Below are 18,300 nucleotides of genomic sequence, written 5' to 3' on the forward strand. Positions count from 1 at the left end.
TCACATAGTTGGCCATGCTCCTGGGGTTTTTATACTTGCCGCCTTAATGCAACGCGAATGATTTTGGGCTCCGTTCAGAGCGCCATCCGGTAAAGGCTTACTCTTTAGGTTTGAAGCGCAGCAGTCGGTTAGCGTTGCTCACCACGGTAATGGAGGAGAGCGCCATCGCCGCCCCGGCAACGACCGGGTTGAGCAGCGTTCCGGTGAACGGCCACAAAATCCCGGCGGCAACGGGGATACCGATGCTGTTATAGATAAACGCGCCGAGCAGGTTCTGCTTCATATTGCGCAGCGTTGCCCGGGAGATAGACAGCGCATCGGCAACGCCCATCAGGCTATGGCGCATCAGCGTAATCGCGGCGGTTTCAATCGCCACATCGCTGCCGCCACCCATGGCAATCCCTACATCAGCCTGAGCCAGCGCAGGCGCATCGTTGATACCGTCACCGACCATGGCAACCTGACGCCCCTGGCTCTGCAGACGTTTAATCGCCTCGGCTTTACCGTCCGGCAGAACGCCAGCAATCACCTCATCAATACCCGCCTCTTTGGCAATGGCGTTGGCGGTCGTTGGGTTGTCGCCGGTGAGCATCACCAGACGATACCCGGCGCGGTGCAGACGCTGGAGCGCTGCCACGCTGTCGCTACGCAGAGGATCACGTACCGCTAACAGCGCTGCCGCTTTACCGTCAATCGCTAACAGTACCGGGGTTGAGCCTTGGGAAGCCTGAGCGGTGATTTCAGCCTCCATTTCAGTGGTATCTACCTGCTGTTCATTGAGCAGCGCCTGGTTTCCCAGCAGCAGCGAATGACCTTCCGTTTCGCCACTGACGCCTAAACCGCGCAGCGTACGGAAACCGTTGACCTGCGGCAGCGTGACATCACCTGCTTTGTCCAGAATCGCCCTGGCTAACGGGTGGCTGGAACCCTGTTCAAGGGCCGCTGCCAGACGAATTGCCAGCGCTTCGTCGGTATTGCCAAACGTTTTGATGGCGACAACCTGTGGTTTGCCTTCAGTTAGCGTCCCGGTTTTATCAAACACGATGGTATCGAGCGTGCTGGCGCGCTGCAGCGCATCGGCATCACGTACCAGCACCCCAAATTCAGCGGCACGCCCGACGCCGGAAATAATCGACATCGGCGTTGCCAGACCCAGCGCACAAGGGCAGGCAATAATCAGGACGGTGGTGGCGATTACCAGCGTATAGACAATCTGCGGCGCCGGTCCAAAGAAATACCAGATAGCCGCACTGACCAGCGCAATGGCGACCACGACCGGAACGAACACCGAGGAGATGCGGTCGGCCAGTTTGCCAATTTCCGGTTTGCTGCTTTGCGCCTGGCGCACCATACGAATAATGCGCGACAGCGTGGTGTGACTGCCAACAGCGCTGGCGCGGAACAGCACGCTACCGTCCTGTACGACCGTACCGGCGTGGACGCTATCGCCTGCACCTTTTTGCTGTGGAATCGGCTCACCGGTCAGCATGGCCTCATCCAGCCAGGCTTCACCCTGAGTGATTTCGCCATCAACCGGAACGCGGTCGCCGGTGGTCAGGCGCAGCAACATTCCAGCCTGCACCTCTGCCAGCGGCACGTTTTTTTCACCTTCGTCAGTGACGACGCGTGCGGTCGGCGGTGTCAGATCGAGCAGTTTTTCCAGTGCCTTAGACGAGCGTTGGCGAGCCCGCGCTTCCAGCATGTGTCCGAGGTTAATCAGACCGATAATCATGGCACTGGCTTCATAATAGAGGTGTCGCGCTTCCATCGGGAACCATTGCGGCCAGAGGTTGACGCTCATGGAATAGAGCCATGCCACCCCCGTACCCAGCGCCACCAGCGTATCCATGGTCGCGGTGCCGTTCATCAGGCTTTTCCACGCATTGCGGTAAAAGTGACCGCCCGCGAAAACCATCACGGCAAGCGTTGCCAGACCAATCATCAGCCACAGGCTGCGGTTGTCGTCGCTCACCATCATGTTGTCGCCAATCATGCCCCATACCATGACCGGGATACCCAGGAGCAGCGCGACGGCTGCCTGCCAGCGAAAACGTTTCATGGTTGCCACGGCAGTTTCTTGCTGACGCTCGCGACGCTTAGCATCATCTTCAATCGCTTCTGCGCCGTAGCCCGCTTTTTCAACCGCCTGTACTAAATCTGCGGCGGAGGCACTGCCCATTACCAGCGCAGTGCGTTCCGCCAGGTTTACCCGTGCCTGCGTGACGCCCGGTACACTTTGCAATGCATTTTGTACGCGGGTCACACAACTGGCGCAGCTCATGCCGTTTAACAGCAACTGTTGGCTGTCATCATCAGCCGTAGCTGCCGGAAGCTCGGAAGGGACCGCTGCCAGTGCTTCCGACGGGATTGATGACTCCGTCAGCGGTTTAGCCTTTGGGTGGCTTAACTCCGCGCCGTAACCGGCTTGTTTAATGGTTTCAATCAGCGCTTCTGCGCTGGCGCTCCCGGTAACATGCGCTTCTGTCACGGTGACATCCGCTTGCTCAACGTCCGGACGTTGTTCCAGACTTTCTTTAACGCGTTTTACGCAGTGACCACAGGACAGACCGTCCAGGGTTAGATCGATTGTTTGAGACATAACCAACTCCTTTTTTGCAGGATTAACTGACTGTGATAAAGGTTAAACCTTCCAGCAAGGGGAAGGTCAAGGGCGTTTTTAGAAAAGGTGAAAAAAGGGTGTAAAGGGAGAAAAACGGGAACGCCATGTCAGGGGTTCCCGGTCTGTTATTGATTGAGGACGATAATCGGCGTTCGATGCTCCGGTTCATTTATGACCGTGAGATCGGCACCGTACAGCGCGTTCAGCGACCGTTGCTTCAGGACATCCTGCGGATATCCGTTATCAACTATCCTGCCGCGCTCCATCAATACCACGCGGTCAGCATAGCGCGCCGCGAGGTTGAGATCGTGCAGGACGCAGCAGACGTTAAACTGCCGTTCACGCACCAGACGACGTAGCAGACGAAAAAGGTGCTGCTGGTGGTGAATATCCAGCGCGGAGGTGGGTTCATCAAGAAACAACCATTTCGGCCCAGGCTCGGGCTCCCAAAGCTGAACCAGCAGGCGCGCCAGTTGTACCCGCTGTTGTTCTCCTCCCGACAGATGCCGGTAATCGCGTGCGGCCAGCGTCTGGCAATCACACAATGCCATGATGTACTCCGTTTCATCGCCCGTGTTGCGCGTACGATACGGATGTCTGCCCATGCGAATGACCTCCTGAACACTAAACGGGAAGGCCATATGACTATTCTGGCGCATCACGGCACGGGTTTTTGCCAGTTCGGTGATTGACCACTTGTCCAGCGGCTTGCCAAAAATGCTACAACGCCCACTGTGGGGCTGCAGATATCCCGTAAGCTGGCGTAGCAGCGTCGATTTCCCGGCTCCGTTCGGGCCAAGAATCGCGATGATCTCTCCATCAGGTAGCGTCAGGGAAACTTCGTCGGTCAGTCGTCTTCCCTGAATATGGTAGACCAGATTTTCAGCGACGATCATGACACCCTCCGGCTACGCAGTATTAACCACAGGAAATACGGTCCACCGATCAGGCTGGTTAACAGGCCAACGGGCATTTCGGCTGGCTGAACAAGTGTGCGGGCCAACGTGTCGGCAATCAGAAGTAAACAGGCACCGGCCAGCGTAGAGCAGGGAATCAACCAGCGATGATCGGCGCCGGTCGTCATTCTGATCAGATGCGGGATCACCAGGCCAATAAAGCCAATTACGCCGCTGACGGAAACCGCAGCGCCAACCAGGAGCGAACTGAGCAACAGTAACTGCTGACGCTTACGTTTGACGTTTACGCCGAGGTAATGCGCCTCTTCATCACCCAACTGCAGTAAATTAAGCGTTCCCGCCATGCAGATGGTTATAACAATGGCTGGAAGAATAAACGTGCTGGCAACCAACAGCGTTGGCCACTGGGCCTGGCCGAGATTTCCCATCATCCACAATGTAAGTTGACGTAGCTGCTGCTCGTCGCCCACATAGCTCAGTACGCCAATAGCCGAACCGCACAGGGCATTGATAGCGATACCGGCTAACAGCAGTTGCATCATTCCACCGTGGTTATGACGCTGGCTTATCAGGAAAATAATCGTGCAGACCACCATGCTGCCTGCGACGGCAAAAATCATCTGCTCATACAGCACCAGCACTACGGGGAACGAAAATGGGATAACTATCGCGATGCCGACCATCAGCGCGGAGCCGCTGCTGACGCCAAGCAGGCCAGGATCGGCCATCGGATTGCGAAAAAGTCCCTGCATGATGACCCCTGCCGTCGCCAGCGCAGCACCGACCAGAACGGCCAGCAGCACGCGAGGCAAGCGGATGTTTAACCAGATATCACGATATTCGTTGTTGAACAGGGAGCTGAAGCTAATGTTCAGCGCTCCCTGGCTGGCACCGAAGAGCATCAGAGCAACCAGCAAAAGAGAAAGACCCGTCAGGATGCTGACGGAAGAAAGCGAGTCCTTAAGCACGTAACGCTCCATAACGTCTTTGCGGCGCGGAGTTCCCGCGCCGTGAGGGGTTTACGCGGGTTTCAGTCCCGGCTCAACCAAACTGTAAATCTGGTTATTAAGTGCTGGCGCAGTGGCCAGTTCGTGAATATGCTTCGCAACATCTGCACGCATTACAAAGCCGTGACACTCCTGAGCCTGTATTCGTTGCGCCTGGCCGGTGGCTGCACCGTTCAGCAAACCGCCGGGGCGGAGAATGGCGTAGTCCAGTCGACTGGTTTGTAGCCAGCTTTCAGCCAACGATTTTTCCCGTACAGCCTGACCAAATGCGGCCTTTGCGCGTGAAGAAAGAAAAGGCCAACTGTCACCGCAGCCGAGTGAGGTCACCAGAATCATGCGCTTGATCTCCGCTTTTTCTGCTTCATCAATGACGGTTCTGTGCGCCAGATAATCCTGGGCGCCGCCCATGGAGGAGATCACCGTGGCATGTTGACCCGCTGCGCGACAGGCACAGGCGGTGACCTGACTATCGCAGGCGTCGCCGATGAAGACCTGCACACCTTTTTCCTGCAACCCAGCAGCGACCTGTGCGTTGCGAACGACAGCAATCACCGGACGTTGTTCCGCCAGTGCGAGTTCAAGCGTTTTCGCACCGACGCCGCTACCACCCGCACCAAAAATGAGCCATGGAGCCATCAGGCATGTTCCTTTAAAGATGAAGACAACGCGTGAAAGGCGCTGACCTGTTCGGCCAGTAGCTGTCGATGTTCATCCCGACCGAGGAAAATTTTGAACATCGCGCTACCCGCCTGGTTAAAGAAGAGAATGGACGCGGTGTCCATTCCCATAAATTTGCGTTCAATCAGGGCAATATGCGTACAGTTTTCTGCCTTGATATGACCGGTCATGCCTTTTTTGCCGCGCAGGTTGAAGTAGCCATGACGGTGGAATCCGGAAGGTAATTCCCCGGTGAATTCCAGAATGACATCAGCAGTATGGACCAGGGTGGTGACTTTGCCCCATTCGCTGACGGTTTCCCAGACAGTATCAAATTGATCGCCGGAAACCAGCGTCGGGGAGGGGAGGTTTTTCACCACCTCCAGCAGCGTGGTGTTGTACTGGGCAGCGATAGCTTCCAGCGTACCGTCCGGTTCAGTTTTCAAAAAATCCTGTAAAGAGACATGGCTCATAATTCACTCCTGGTATGGTTGTTCTACCGCAATGCGCGGCGCGTTAAGTGCCTGAATAAGTTCATCAAGAGACTGCAAAATATTGCTTGCCCAAAAACGCCCTTCATTGGTCAGGCGCACGCAGGTGCTGGCATCTCGCGTCAGTCCTGCGTGATGCCATTGGGTCAGTAGCGGGGTTAGTTTTTGTGCATGAGGCGTCAGTTCATCCAGCGGAACGCGGGCCGTTTCAATGCCCGCCTGGAGAGAGTGTCGCCACTGGAAACCACGCTCGGCGGTACGCATCATCATCATTAGCGGTTTTTTCCCGGCGGCGATAGATTCATGCCATGTCGTCAGATTGCGCTCGACCATCCAGGAATAGCCATTGACTGATCCCCCGGCGCCTGAGCCGAATGCCAGACAGTCCGCTCCCTGTTTAATCAGCAGGTTGTACAGATTGCGTTCACGCGTGGTACGCGCCCAGTGGCTGTTGCTGATGCAGCGCCAGCCCGCGCTGTCCATGAAATCGCAACCCTGAAGATAGAGATCGCGACGTTCGGCGGGAGAGGGAACGGTTGTGCGCCCGGTTTCAACTGCTTTGCCAAGCGGTGTATTGGGGATCAGGTTCAGCGCATAAAGATCTACGCCGTCGAGGCCGATGTCACGGGCAATCGCCAGATCGTCGCCCCACAGTTTTGCATCTTGTCCTGGCAGACCAAACAACAGATCGCATACCACGGCGGCACGATCCCGTTTTACCAGCCCCTGCATAAAGGCAATTGCGGTCGGGCCGTCTGAGGTGCGCGCCATTTTTTTGCGGATCCGGCTGTTAAAAGATTGAATACCGATCGAAAACCGATTGGCGCCAGCGTCAAGGCAGGCATCAATTCGCGCATCGTCAAAATTGAGCACTCGTCCCTCAATGGTAATTTCGCAGTCCGGTGCCAGCGGTAACTTTTCACGAAGCGCGGTGATGATTCTGCCCAGATCCCGTGCTGACAGCGCTGAAGGCGTACCGCCGCCAAAATAGACGGCGTGAATTGGGGCTGACTGATGTAATGCGCTATCGGCTTCCATCTCGATTTCGCGCAACAGCGCGTTGGTGTAGCGGGCGCAGTGATCTTCTTCGAACCGGTTTTGATAAAAACCGCAGAAAGTACAATGTGTTGCACAAAAAGGGATATGCAAGTACACCAGCCGTTTACGCGGCGGGGTAGGCTGGCTGATAACATCCTGCCAGGTTTGTGACAATAGCTCTTTGGCAATCGGGATCGCCCCGCGCCATGGCATTGTGGCGCGGCGATCCTTAAAGGGCTGACTTCCCTCAAGCGCAAAATGCGCGGTGAGATCCAGGGAGTGTTCAGTTTTCATTCTTTTTTATAAATCCAGTTAGTGAGGCCAGAATTGCTGGTGCAGGGCTTCAACCGCATCGGCGACGCGAGGCCCCATTCCCAGAATCAGCGCCTGGTCTACCGCCACAATGCGCTGATTTTTCCAGGCCGCAGTGTGGGTAATACCGGCAATCGCGTTCAGACGAGCCAGATCGCCATCCACCATTTGCGACGTCACCACGATCACCTCCGGGTTGGCGGCGATCAGCGACTCCGCGCTGTAACTTTTATACTGCGCGTGGGTGGCGACATTTTGTGCACCTGCAAGGGTCATAATGGCATCGGCAACGCTGCCCTTGCCGGCGACCTGCGGCGCGCTGCCGCCAGCGGAGAGAATGAACATGGCTTTGACCGGCGCATTTTTCGCCGCCACGCTGTGCTGAACACGATCCAGACGTTGATGCAGGCGATTGACCAGCGCTTCACCTTGTTCAGGAATGCGCAGCGTTTGAGCCAGCTCCCGAATGTTGGCGTACATCTGCTCGACGGTGGCCGGTACGCGCGGCAATGTAACGACGTTAACTTTCTGCGCCCGGAGTTGATCCAAAACGATTTGAGGGCCTGCATCCTGCCAGGTGATAAAGCTGTCTGGGTGCAGCGATAAAATGCCCTCGCTGCTTAACTGCTTCCAGTAGCCGATATGCGGGAGTGCGGCAGTTTCAGGTGGGTACGAGGTGGTTTCATCGACGCCAACCACCCGGTTGCCGACGCCCATGGCGTAAATCAGTTCGCTAAGCGAACCGCCCGCCACCACCAGGCGGTCAGCGGACTGGGCGCTGAAAACACAGGCGAGGCTCAGTAAGCCAATCATGAGTTTTTTCATCGTCAGAAATTCCACGCAAAGCCAACAGCGGCATTGAAACCAGCGTCTGGGATAGATTCATGCGCGGTTCTGTAACGCTTGTCGGTCAGGTTGTTGAGCGCGAGGTTGACCTGATACTGGTCCTGCGGACCAAACTCGGTGTTGAATGCGAGGTTAAGCGTGGCCCAGCCTGGATAGTTTATTTCCGTGGTGCCGGTATTATCTTTGGCGCGGGACGCCGCGCGAATAAAGACATCGGACGTCACGTTAGCGACATTCATCAACCAGGTATGTTTCAGGCCAACGCGCCCGGTCAGCGTGGGTTCGCCGGTATCCCAGGTTTTTATGGTGTTGCCTTCGTATTGACGGCGAATGAGATTACCGCTCAGGTAGGGGGAAACCGCCCAGCCGTTGTATTCTGCGGTTAATTCCATGCCCCAGGTTTTGGCACGATCGATGTTGTCGTAGTAGTAATAGCCGCCGCGGGAAGAGGTGGTGTTGCCGTTGCAAACGGGTTGGCCTGAACAGGCCAGACTGGCGATATAGTCTTTGGCTTCGGAGTAATAAATGGCGCCGTCAATCAGCCACATATTCCCTTTATACCGCGCGCCCAACTCATAGTTATTTGAGTGTTCCGCCTTCAGGTTTGGGTTGCCGTAGGTAACGCTGCCGCCGGCGGATGTCTGCATGAACAATTGAGTAAGCGTGGGGAAGACATAGCCCTGGGCGTATGCAGCCCGAAGTTCAAGATCTTCAAAGCCGGAATAGCGCAGGCTGGTCGAGGTCACCAGTTCATCATCGTGAACGGAATTTCCCCCGGTGGATTGCCAGGTGGTGCCGCTGCTTTGGATAGTTTGCGTATCGTTGCGATTGAGTTTCGAAGACAGCCAGTACTGGCGTGCGCCCACGGTCCACGTCCAGTCATCGGCAAAGCGCCAGTCGTTTTGCGCGAACAGTGAGGTGTTGCTTTGTTCTGCTTCGTTATATGACAGGGTACGGGTTTGCGTATCGAAGAAGCCGGTAGCCGCGGTCTGGCGTGTACTGCCGTCCGTGTCCTGTTTTATTTTGTCATGCTGATACTGAGTGCCAATCACCAGCGTGTTGTTAGCCGGAAGGGAGATATTGCCCTGCAGCGTTACACCCTGGGTATATTGTTTGTCGTTGGTATTGGTTTGATTGCTTACCGTCAGCGCTTTAATCATCGGGCTGGGGATAATCTGGGTCGTTTTGACCCGGTTTTCAAATTTGCGCTCTATTGTCTGGGTGTATGCGTCAAAATGGATGTTCTTCAGGTAATCCCCGTCGGCCGCGTAGTCGTAGAAAAGACCGATTTTCTCGCGTTCCAGCTTAGGAATTTTGACGCTAAAGTCGTCGAACTGACCTTCGGGATCGTCAAACCAGGTTTGAGTGGATAGCTTATAACGGTCGAGTGAGAGCCCAATTTTGTGGCGATCGAGGTTGTAGCCAAGCCACACTCCCTGACCGTTATTACGGAAGTTGGTGTCGGGCAATCTTCCGTCAGGTGTATCGCGATCCCCCTGGTCGGAATAGCTGCCATTGATGCGGTAGTCAAAGTTACCGATGCTTCCCCAGGCTGCCGCTGACTCTTCCCATCCTGCCGTTGCGGAGTTATAAACAGCCTTAACGCTACCACCCAAAGGCTTATCGCCGCCTTTTTTGGTAATAAAGTTCACGACGCCGCCAATTGCCTGCGAACCATAGAGGACAGAATAAGGGCCTTTGACCACTTCAATACGTTCCAGCGCGGATTCGTCAATCAGTAAACCGGCTCCGTAGTTTTGTCCGGCACGTTGGTAGCTGACGACCTGGCCGTCTATCAAAATCAGCACCCGCGAAGAAGCTTCGCCACGGATACGAATTTGTTTCCGACCTGCGAGAGCGTTATCGGTAACTTCGACGCCGGGGATATCTTGTAAATCATCAGCAAGAGAAACGCTGGTGGAGTTTTGTAGCGTCTGGCGATCGATAACCTGAATGGTTGCCGGGCTATCCCAGAGACTACTTTCTGTGCGGTTAGCCGTAACGATCACCGTATCTTCGTCGGACGTTGAACCGTGTGTTGGAGAGGTCGCTGCAAAAGTAGCGCCGGACATGCATAATGTCAGGGCTGAAAGAATAAATGGCCTTTGGTTAATCCGTGGCAACATAAGAGAACCTTTATTGAATGTAAATGATCATCATTATCATTCGCGTTTGTATATAAAATTGTTTCCCTTTGTTCAAGATGAAAGGTGCAGAACCGATACATCTTTTGATTTGAGTCAATTTTGCGTGGTCAATAAATGCTGAAATGTGATCTGAATCGGATATAACAATGTGAATTAAAAGGATTTGTGCATCGCTGTGATGGTGGAAGATGCGCGGGGTTCTTGGGTAAAGGATTACGGCAATGTGGGCTATAATGTGGCTCAGTACCAACAAGATCAGCGGGGGAAATGTGAATATTAGCGATGTTGCGAAAAAAACCGGTTTAACCAGCAAAGCGATACGCTTTTATGAAGAAAAGGGGTTAGTGACGCCGCCGCTGCGTAGCGAAAATGGCTATCGCACATACAACCAACAGCATCTGAATGAGCTTACGCTGTTACGACAGGCACGACAGGTTGGTTTTAACCTGGAAGAGTGCGGCGAGTTGGTGAACCTGTTTAACGATCCGGCGCGTCACAGCGCAGATGTGAAAAAGCGTACGTTAGAAAAGGTGGCGGACATTGAGCGCCATATCAGCGAGCTGCAGGCTATGCGCTTGCATTTGTTGGCGCTGGCGGAGAGTTGCCCTGGCGATGACAGCGCTGAATGCCCGATTATTGATAATCTCTCCGGCTGCTGCCACCATAAAGCGAAGGCTTAACGGGGTGGCGGATTAAGCATAAACACCACAGTGCCGCGGTACCACGGTGATTTCTCAAGCTGCGCTTCAGCCTGCGGGTCCCGGCTACCGTTTTGTACCAGCCCCAGCTTAAATGGAATGCGCAGACGACTGAGGGCGGGCAGATACGCCTGATAATTCGGTACCGTGTGACGTCCCTGATAGCTCTGGACCACCAGTTCATCGACCGCCAGCGCGTTCAGCGTGGCGACGTCGCCCGTTTTTGCCCAATCCAGTAGTCCGGTTACGCCAAGTGCAAACTCGGTCGGTAGCCGTTGGCGTAACTGCTGCAGAAAGTGGGCGTAATCGGCAAGCTGATGGGTCGCCGCGTCAAAATCAACCTGCAGGCCGATGACGTGATTTCCGGCCGCCTGCCAGCGTTGCATCAAGCGTATGATGCGCGCCGGGATCTCCTCCGGTACGTCGAGTGTGGTAAAGCGCACGGTCAACCAGATAGAGGGGAAAGTCAGGCGATTAACCGGCAGTCCTAGACGCTGGAACACCACGTTACCTGAACGAACCAGGACTTCGCCCTGATGCAGATAGACTGTTTGTGCGTTTTTCAGCTCGTCACTGGCCTTCACTCCGGACCATAGCCAGAAGGCCGGATGTTCACGGGCGGCGACGATTTCCGCCGCCTGTGCCTGGCCGAGTAGCAGCGCAGTTACCAGTAGTATTTGAGTTTTTGCGCCCACGGACTTCCCGGATACTGCGTTTTCAGTTGGGTGAACCAGCCTTTACGCTGTAGTTTATCCACTTCCTCACCGCCGCACTCGTTAGAGCCTGACGGCGCATAGCACATGATGGCGCGATACAGCGCAAAGCTCTTATCTTCAACCTCTGCTTTTGGCGATGTGATCACCTGCTGGTAGTAGCTTTGCCTGTCGAACTGGCCGAACGGTTTCTTGCGCGAGATTGCTGATTCAAGCACATCGTTGCCGGAACTGTTTTTCCATAAATCAACGTGGGTTTGCGTAGTGCGGAAAAATTCGCCTAAGCAGTTCAGGGCGTGGGCATCATGTGCTTGTTTGCTCAGAACCGTTACCGTTTCATTGAGGCTGCGACAGGTATAACCGCTCTCGGCAGAGTCGCCGTTCCAGTCGAAAATACTCAGATTAACGTCATCAAACGCTTCGCCAATGACCGGCGGCGTAATGGCGCTGGCCAGTTTTCTGTCATTCAGCCAGTCGTCAAAGCGATGCTCAGTGAGATCCCGCACCAGCAGCGTATGCAGGGCGATGGTACGCTCTTCGTTATTAGGACCGTGGACGGCTTGCTGGCGCAGTAGTTCAGGCGTGGCCTGGGTTTTCAGCACCTGCGAGCGAAAGCGCAGGTTGGTTACTGCGCTTTCCGGGGCGAAAATTGCCGCCACGTCGCCGCTATAAACCAGCGTCGCGGCTAGCTTAGCCTGCACATACTGCTGCTGTTCGTTATCCTGGCTGAGCTTCAGCAATGTCTGCCAGAAATCACGTGCCGTGGTCCATTTCTGCTGGCCCATCAGCGCTTCGCCGTACAGCACCTGTTCGCTGAAGGCCAGCGTATCGTGGGCCGGAAGTTTCTGCGCTGGGGTAACTGCCGAAATAATCGCCGCGTAGTTGCCCGTTGCCAGCCACAGATTCAGCTGCAGATCGCGCCATAGCGGCAGTTTTTGGCTCTGCTCAAACACCGGTTTGCTGGCGTCAAGCTGGGCCTGCGTCAGCGTTGGTTTGTTGTTGTTATTCAGGCGCAATGCGCGCAGCAGTTCGATATAGCTGACAAGCGGCGCATCGGGGAAAGCCTCCACCACGGACTGTTCGTAGAACGCCATGCCGTAGACATTATCGTATTCGATGACGATCTCACGCAGTTGCTGTGCGTCAGCCGACTGCTGGAGCGTCTGCTCATACAACCCCGCCAATTGCGGCCACGCCTGTAAATACCAGTTGATACGACGCAGCATACCGTGCGAGGAAGCGGCGTACAGGCCTTGCGGGTAGTGTTGCAGATAGGCTTGCGCCAGCGTCTGAGCCTGAGAAGCGTCCTCGCGGTTAATTTTTGTGATATCAAAATCGCCGTACTCGCCCACGCTGTTCTGGCTGCTTTTGTTCAACGCCGCACGTATCAGCATGTATTGCGCGGTCTCAGCCAGCCACGGACGATCGCTTTTGGCTAGCTGAGCGAAATCCTGTTCGGCGCTGGCATAATCACCGGCATAAAAACTGGCGGCCGCTGCCAGATAGCTTTTGTAGGACTGAGCTGGAGAATCTGCCGGGAGAGTGGCAAGCGATGACTCAATCTGCTCGCGGGTTGCCCCGGATAACAGTCCTGTGCGCGCCTGGGCCAGGGCCTGACGCTGATTTGCCGTTAACGTTGAGTCGGCCAGCAGTGCGGCAAAAAATGCGCTGACGCTCGCGGTATTATTCGAAACATGACGGTTCTCAAGCTCAGCGTCGTTGACGTTTATTTCGTCTGCGCTAATGTTCAGTTCGGCTATCTGTCGGGACAGGGGGCTGTCTTCGGCAGATACCTGCGCTGCGGCTGGCTGCGGGGCAATGTCATCCCACTGCGGATGATACGCAAAATAGAAATCGCGGGAGCGGGTGATGTCCGCCGGCATCGACTGCACCGGCAGAGCAAATGATTTCTCCTGGCTCAGCAGCCGCAGCAGGTTATCGCGGCTGTCGTTTTCCGGGTTGAAGGTGGGCGTGCCTTTCAGCAGGCAGCTGTCGTCGCTCCATTTGCAGTCTTCCATATCGAAAGAGGCGAATACCTGCGGGGCGGCGACCAATAATGAGCAAAGGGCAAAGGCAAGGGGTGTCTTCCTGACCATAGTCTTATTTCCTGTCTTTTTAGTGTGATACCGCTGTAATAATCAGGGTAATTCCCTCAACGGCAATAACTTCAACCTGCGTTCCGGCGCTCAAATCGTCGCGGGCGCTGACGGGCCATGAGCTGTCGCCGACGCGCATGTGTCCGCGGCCATTGACCAGGGCGGTTTCCAGAATAAATCGACGGCCAACCAACTGCTGCCCGCGCTGGTTAAGATGGCTGTCGGCGGGTTTCTGATCTTGTACACGCCTTGCCAGCCACTTCCACCACAGCCAGGCCGCCAGCAGGGTGAGTACGGCGAACATCGCCCCCTGCCACGCCCAGTCAAGCGGGATAAGCCACACCACCAGGCCGGTAATCACCGCCGCCACGCCGCTCCACAGCAGATAGCCGTTACCGCCCAGCATCTCGGCGGCGAGTAGCAGACCGCCGAGGCTGAGCCAGAAGATGTGCGGGTGCACCAGAATCATCGCTATCATGATTTTTTCCGTTCGCTGGCGCTGTCTTTCACCAGTTCGGCGATCCCGGCAATAGACCCCATCAGGCTGCTGGCATCCAGCGGCATCATCACCACTTTGCTGTTATTCGACGAACCGATGTGCTGCAGCGCTTCGGTGTATTTCTGCGCCACGAAGTAGTTCACGGCCTGAATATCCCCGGCGGCAATGGCCTCCGAAACCATCTGCGTCGCGCGGGCCTCGGCTTCTGCGGAACGTTCACGCGCTTCAGCCTGTAAAAATGCCGACTGGCGTTCACCTTCCGCTTTGAGGATTTTCGACTGTTTCTCACCTTCGGCCTTGACGATTTCTGCCTGACGGATCCCTTCCGCTTCAAGAATATAGGCGCGCTTGGTACGTTCGGCTTTCATCTGCGCGTTCATGGCGTCGATAAGTTCTGCTGGGGGACGCACATCGCGGATTTCAATACGGGTGATTTTAATGCCCCAGGGATTAGTGGCCTCATCAACGATATGCAGCAGGCGCGTGTTGATGTTGTCACGCTGGGAGAGCATTTCATCGAGTTCCATCGAGCCGAGAACGGTACGAATGTTGGTCATGGTCAGGTTGATGATCGCCAGTTCCAGGTTGCTGACCTCATAAGCCGCTTTTGGCGCGTCGATCACCTGAATAAAGCAGACGGCATCGATCGCGACGTTGGCGTTGTCTTTGGAGATGACTTCCTGAGAGGGGATATCAAGCACCTGTTCCATCATGTTGATCTTACGACCGATGCGGTCCATGAACGGTACAACAAGGTTTAAACCCGGTTGCAGGGTTTTGGTGTAACGGCCAAAACGCTCGACCGTCCACTGATATCCCTGCGGGACGATTTTGACGCCAGCACCGACGATGACCAGCGCGACAAAAATGAGAATAGGAATAAAAATGAGCATTGATGAAACCTCCTGTTGTGTTGTCCTTTACTGCCTCATTAGTCAAATTATACCCGATTTATCAAGGTGGGCTCCCCTATAATAAATTACAGGGATAGACTGTCTGCACGAAAGAGGTAAAAAAGGGATTGGTAATGGAAGAAAGCAGCATTCTGCTTCAGTTAAAAAATGTCGCATGGCAGGCAGGGGCGACGCAGGTTCTCAATAACATCTGTTTTAATCTCCGGGCCGGAGAATTTAAGCTGATTACCGGCCAGTCTGGTTGCGGTAAAAGTACGTTACTCAAGATAGTGGCGTCATTAATTAGCCCGACTGCCGGTGAAATTCTCTTTGAGGGCAAGGAGATAAACACTCTTAAGCCTGAAACATATCGCCAGCAGGTCTCTTATTGTGCGCAAACGCCCGCGTTGTTTGGTGACACCGTTTACGACAACCTCATTTTCCCCTGGCAAATCCGCGATAAACGTCCGGATCCGGATGTGTTTCTTGCCGATCTGGCCCGTTTTGAGCTACCCGAAACGATCCTCAAAAAAAATATCAATGAGCTGTCTGGCGGCGAAAAGCAACGCGTCTCATTAATTCGTAATTTACAGTTTCTGCCAAAAATCCTGCTGCTTGATGAAATTACCAGCGCGCTGGATGAAGCCAATAAACGGAATGTGAACGAATTAATTCACCACTATGTTCGCGATAAGAATATTGCTGTGCTGTGGGTGACGCACGACAAAGATGAAATTAATCATGCGGATAATGTCATAACCCTTCAACCGCACGCCGGGGAAATGCAGGAAGTAAGCAATGAACGAGCATAATATTACCAATGAATCACTGGCGTTAGCGATGATGCTGGTGGTGGTCGCGATACTGATCAGCAACAAAGAAAAACTGGCGCTGGAAAAAGATATTCTCTGGAGCGTTTGCCGGGCGGTGGTTCAGCTTATTATCGTTGGCTATGTGCTGAAATATATTTTCGGCGTTAACCACAGCATTCTAACCTTATTGATGGTGCTGTTTATCTGTTTCAACGCGGCCTATAACGCGCAAAAGCGCAGTAAATATATTGATAAAGCTTTTCTCTCGTCATTTATCGCCATCACGGCGGGGGCGGGGTTAACGCTGGCGGTGCTGGTTCTGTCAGGCTCTATCGAGTTTACCCCAATGCAGGTGATCCCAATTTCCGGCATGATTGCAGGCAACGCGATGGTTGCGGTAGGGCTGTGTTACAACAATCTGGGGCAGCGGTTTAACAGCGAACAGCAGCAAATTCAGGAAAAACTCAGCCTCGGTGCGACGCCGAAAGTGGCCTCCGCGCCGCTGATTCGCGACAGTATTCGCGCTTCGCTTATCCCGACGATCGATTCAGCGAAGACCGTGGGACTGGTGAGTTTACCGGGGATGATGTCCGGGTTGATCTTTGCAGGTATTGATCCGGTAAAAGCGATTAAGTATCAGATTATGGTGACGTTTATGCTGCTTTCGACCGCCAGTCTGTCAACCATTATCGCCTGCTACCTGACCTATCGGAAGTTCTATAATTCACGTCACCAACTGGTGGTGACGCATTTGAAAAAAACCTAATGGAGTACCGGATGGCGCGGGCCTACGGGGAGATTGTAGGCCCGATTAGCGCAAGCGCCATCAGGCAAATGCAGCGGATTAGTACAACAGCGCGTACAGCTGGCGGCGGTATTTCGAGGCCAGCGCATCGCCGGTGCCCAGTGCGGCAAGGATCTCCTGGAAGGTTTTACGCGCCTGACCGTCGGCTGCAGTGAGATCTTTCTTCAGGTGACTGAACAGCAATTCCAGCGATTCCTCGTTACGTCCGACCTGGTGTAACTGAATGGCCAGTTGAGTTGCCAGCGCCGCATCCTGTGGATTGCTGGCGACCTGCTGCTGCAACTGTTGGATTTCAGGTGTATCAGCCGCCTGCTTCAGCAGTTCGATCTGTGCCACCAGCCCCTGATAACGGGTGTCCTGATCCTGCAACGGGATAGTTTTCAGCACCGCTTCGGCTTCGTCAGAACGGTTCAGGGCGATTTGCGTTTCCGCCAACAGCAGACCAATTTCGCTGCTCTGGTTGGAGATCTGCCAGGCTTCTTTCAGCAGCGGCAGCGCATCAGCGTGATTGCCGGCTTCGATGAACTCGATCGCCTGGCGCGCTTTCAACTCTTCTTCGCTAGGTAACACTTTCTCCAGCAGCGCGCGAATAACTTCTTCCGGCTGCGGGCCCTGGAATCCATCTACCGGCTGACCGTTCTGGAACAGATAAACCGTGGGGATCGCGCGCAGACCAAACTGGGAGGCGATCATCTGCTCGGCGTCGCAGTCTAACTTGGCGAGAATAAACTGACCGTTGTACTGAGCAACAAGGCTCTCCAGTACCGGCGTTAATTGCAGACAATGCTGGCTGCGCTCAGACCAAAAATAGAACAGGACCGGCGTGGTCATCGACTGTTCAAGGGTCTGCTGGAGGTTCGATTCGTTAATGTTAACAATATTCTGTGTGGACATGGAGTTACTCTCTTTTGTCGATTTCTTGTTACATGGGGGCTGACGCGCGTGCTTCAACTCAACCGTGTAAAATTTTGTCCATTATGCGGCCTGGCAACAGGCGCTTCAGTAGCATAACTGCCCAGGTCACCAGCGTAACCGGATAACGCAGCTTTGGTTTGTCGCTCTCAAACGCATGACGCACTTTGGCGACAACCGCTTGTGGCTCCAGCGTAAAACGCGCGGCAATTCCGGGGTTTTCCACGGGAGCATCGCTCTGGGTCTGGTTGACGTTTTCGGTAAAGCGGGTGCGAATAGGGCCAGGCTCAATCAGGCTGACCTTAATCCCGCTGTGGCGCAGCTCCATACGCAGCGCGTCGGACCAGGCTTCCAGCGCATATTTGCTGGCGGCATAGGCCCCGCGCCCCGGCGTTGAGATCAATCCCATTACCGACGAGGTCATCACAATTCGTCCTTCGCCGTGGGGTAGCATGGCGGGTAACAGGCGCATGGTAAGCTGATGTGCGCCAAAGAAGTTGGCGGAAAACTGCTGTTCCATCTGCTCGCGGCTGATGGTGGGCAGTGGGCCATAGACGCCGTATCCGGCGTTGTTAAAGATCCCATACAAACGATTATCGGTCAGGGCGATCACCTCATCAGCCGCGCGATCTACGCTCTCGGGTGAATCCAGATCCAGCAATATGCCGGTGAATCCCATGCTGTTCATACGCGCCACATCGTCAGGTTTGCGACAGCCCGCCAGAATTTGAAAACCCTGGCGCTTTAGCTCAAGCGCGCTTTCCAGACCGATTCCGCTGGAACATCCTGTTATTAAGACCGATTTTTGCATAACTTTACCTGTCAGGATCTCCGTTG

The 18,300-nt window shown here is 54.7% G+C and carries 17 protein-coding genes; 3 read left to right on the plus strand and 14 right to left on the minus strand.

What is annotated here, in order from left to right; all coding sequences use genetic code 11:
* Nucleotides 1–97 precede the first annotated feature (97 nt).
* The 8 genes from copA to BZK42_RS07720 all read right to left on the minus strand — a co-directional run bounded on the left by copA (nt 98) and on the right by BZK42_RS07720 (nt 10,014).
* The gene (gene copA, locus BZK42_RS07685) at nt 98–2,599 is read right to left on the minus strand and encodes a copper-exporting P-type ATPase CopA (protein WP_016155883.1); all 2,502 of its coding nucleotides are present in this window, start codon (nt 2,597–2,599) and stop codon (nt 98–100) included.
* A 146-nt stretch (nt 2,600–2,745) separates the two neighbouring features.
* Nucleotides 2,746–3,516 carry a heme ABC transporter ATP-binding protein gene (locus BZK42_RS07690; protein ID WP_080858966.1) on the minus strand — a complete coding sequence of 257 codons (771 nt, stop codon included), beginning with the start codon at nt 3,514–3,516 and terminating at the stop codon, nt 2,746–2,748.
* On the minus strand, nt 3,513–4,505 hold the full coding sequence (locus BZK42_RS07695) for a FecCD family ABC transporter permease (protein ID WP_080859060.1): 993 nt from the start codon (nt 4,503–4,505) through the stop codon (nt 3,513–3,515). Before BZK42_RS07695 ends, BZK42_RS07690 begins: the two co-directional genes overlap by 4 nt.
* Nucleotides 4,506–4,556: 51 nt before the next feature.
* Nucleotides 4,557–5,180 carry an anaerobilin reductase gene (chuY, locus tag BZK42_RS07700; RefSeq protein WP_016152097.1) on the minus strand — a complete coding sequence of 208 codons (624 nt, stop codon included), beginning with the start codon at nt 5,178–5,180 and terminating at the stop codon, nt 4,557–4,559.
* Nucleotides 5,180–5,674 (minus strand): heme utilization cystosolic carrier protein HutX, encoded by a 495-nt coding sequence (gene hutX / locus BZK42_RS07705; protein ID WP_016155886.1) that lies wholly within the window; start codon nt 5,672–5,674, stop codon nt 5,180–5,182. The genes chuY and hutX overlap by 1 nt, the downstream gene beginning before the upstream one ends.
* Before the next feature lie 3 nt (nt 5,675–5,677).
* Nucleotides 5,678–7,024, minus strand: coding sequence for a heme anaerobic degradation radical SAM methyltransferase ChuW/HutW (gene hutW, locus BZK42_RS07710; protein ID WP_016155887.1), 1,347 nt, complete (start codon nt 7,022–7,024; stop codon nt 5,678–5,680).
* An 18-nt stretch (nt 7,025–7,042) separates the two neighbouring features.
* Nucleotides 7,043–7,867, minus strand: coding sequence for a heme/hemin ABC transporter substrate-binding protein (locus BZK42_RS07715; RefSeq protein ID WP_080858967.1), 825 nt, complete (start codon nt 7,865–7,867; stop codon nt 7,043–7,045).
* A 2-nt stretch (nt 7,868–7,869) separates the two neighbouring features.
* The gene (locus BZK42_RS07720; protein WP_016152101.1) at nt 7,870–10,014 is read right to left on the minus strand and encodes a TonB-dependent receptor plug domain-containing protein; all 2,145 of its coding nucleotides are present in this window, start codon (nt 10,012–10,014) and stop codon (nt 7,870–7,872) included.
* 290 nt (nt 10,015–10,304) lie between these two features.
* Between BZK42_RS07720 and cueR the strand changes: the two genes are divergently transcribed.
* Nucleotides 10,305–10,715 carry a Cu(I)-responsive transcriptional regulator gene (gene cueR / locus BZK42_RS07725; RefSeq protein ID WP_029139441.1) on the plus strand — a complete coding sequence of 137 codons (411 nt, stop codon included), beginning with the start codon at nt 10,305–10,307 and terminating at the stop codon, nt 10,713–10,715.
* Here cueR and BZK42_RS07730 read toward each other — a convergent pair.
* From BZK42_RS07730 to BZK42_RS07745, 4 genes are read right to left on the minus strand one after another with little or no spacing between them, the layout of a single operon-like run.
* On the minus strand, nt 10,712–11,428 hold the full coding sequence (locus BZK42_RS07730; RefSeq protein WP_047416837.1) for a DUF3142 domain-containing protein: 717 nt from the start codon (nt 11,426–11,428) through the stop codon (nt 10,712–10,714). The genes cueR and BZK42_RS07730 overlap by 4 nt on opposite strands.
* The gene (locus BZK42_RS07735) at nt 11,398–13,542 is read right to left on the minus strand and encodes a PA5441 family protein (RefSeq protein WP_053389380.1); all 2,145 of its coding nucleotides are present in this window, start codon (nt 13,540–13,542) and stop codon (nt 11,398–11,400) included. The genes BZK42_RS07730 and BZK42_RS07735 overlap by 31 nt, the downstream gene beginning before the upstream one ends.
* 19 nt (nt 13,543–13,561) lie before the next feature.
* The gene (locus BZK42_RS07740; protein ID WP_016152105.1) at nt 13,562–14,020 is read right to left on the minus strand and encodes an NfeD family protein; all 459 of its coding nucleotides are present in this window, start codon (nt 14,018–14,020) and stop codon (nt 13,562–13,564) included.
* Nucleotides 14,017–14,934 (minus strand): SPFH domain-containing protein, encoded by a 918-nt coding sequence (locus BZK42_RS07745; RefSeq protein ID WP_016152106.1) that lies wholly within the window; start codon nt 14,932–14,934, stop codon nt 14,017–14,019. Before BZK42_RS07745 ends, BZK42_RS07740 begins: the two co-directional genes overlap by 4 nt.
* Before the next feature lie 134 nt (nt 14,935–15,068).
* Here BZK42_RS07745 and fetA point away from each other — a divergent pair, with 134 nt between their 5' ends.
* Nucleotides 15,069–15,746 carry an iron efflux ABC transporter ATP-binding subunit FetA gene (gene fetA / locus BZK42_RS07750; protein ID WP_019076194.1) on the plus strand — a complete coding sequence of 226 codons (678 nt, stop codon included), beginning with the start codon at nt 15,069–15,071 and terminating at the stop codon, nt 15,744–15,746.
* Nucleotides 15,733–16,512, plus strand: a complete 780-nt coding sequence (fetB, locus tag BZK42_RS07755) for an iron efflux ABC transporter permease subunit FetB (RefSeq protein WP_047358028.1) — start codon at nt 15,733–15,735, stop codon at nt 16,510–16,512. The genes fetA and fetB overlap by 14 nt, the downstream gene beginning before the upstream one ends.
* A gap of 78 nt (nt 16,513–16,590) precedes the next feature.
* On the opposite strand, the gene BZK42_RS07760 is transcribed toward fetB, so the two are convergent.
* Nucleotides 16,591–17,445, minus strand: a complete 855-nt coding sequence (locus tag BZK42_RS07760; protein ID WP_016152110.1) for a co-chaperone YbbN — start codon at nt 17,443–17,445, stop codon at nt 16,591–16,593.
* Between the two features lie 58 nt (nt 17,446–17,503).
* A complete protein-coding gene (locus BZK42_RS07765) occupies nt 17,504–18,274 on the minus strand; it encodes an SDR family oxidoreductase (protein WP_047416830.1) in 771 nt (256 codons plus the stop codon).
* Between the last annotated feature and the right edge of the window lie 26 nt (nt 18,275–18,300).

Source organism: Citrobacter braakii (assembly GCF_002075345.1).
Lineage (GTDB): Bacteria > Pseudomonadota > Gammaproteobacteria > Enterobacterales > Enterobacteriaceae > Citrobacter > Citrobacter braakii.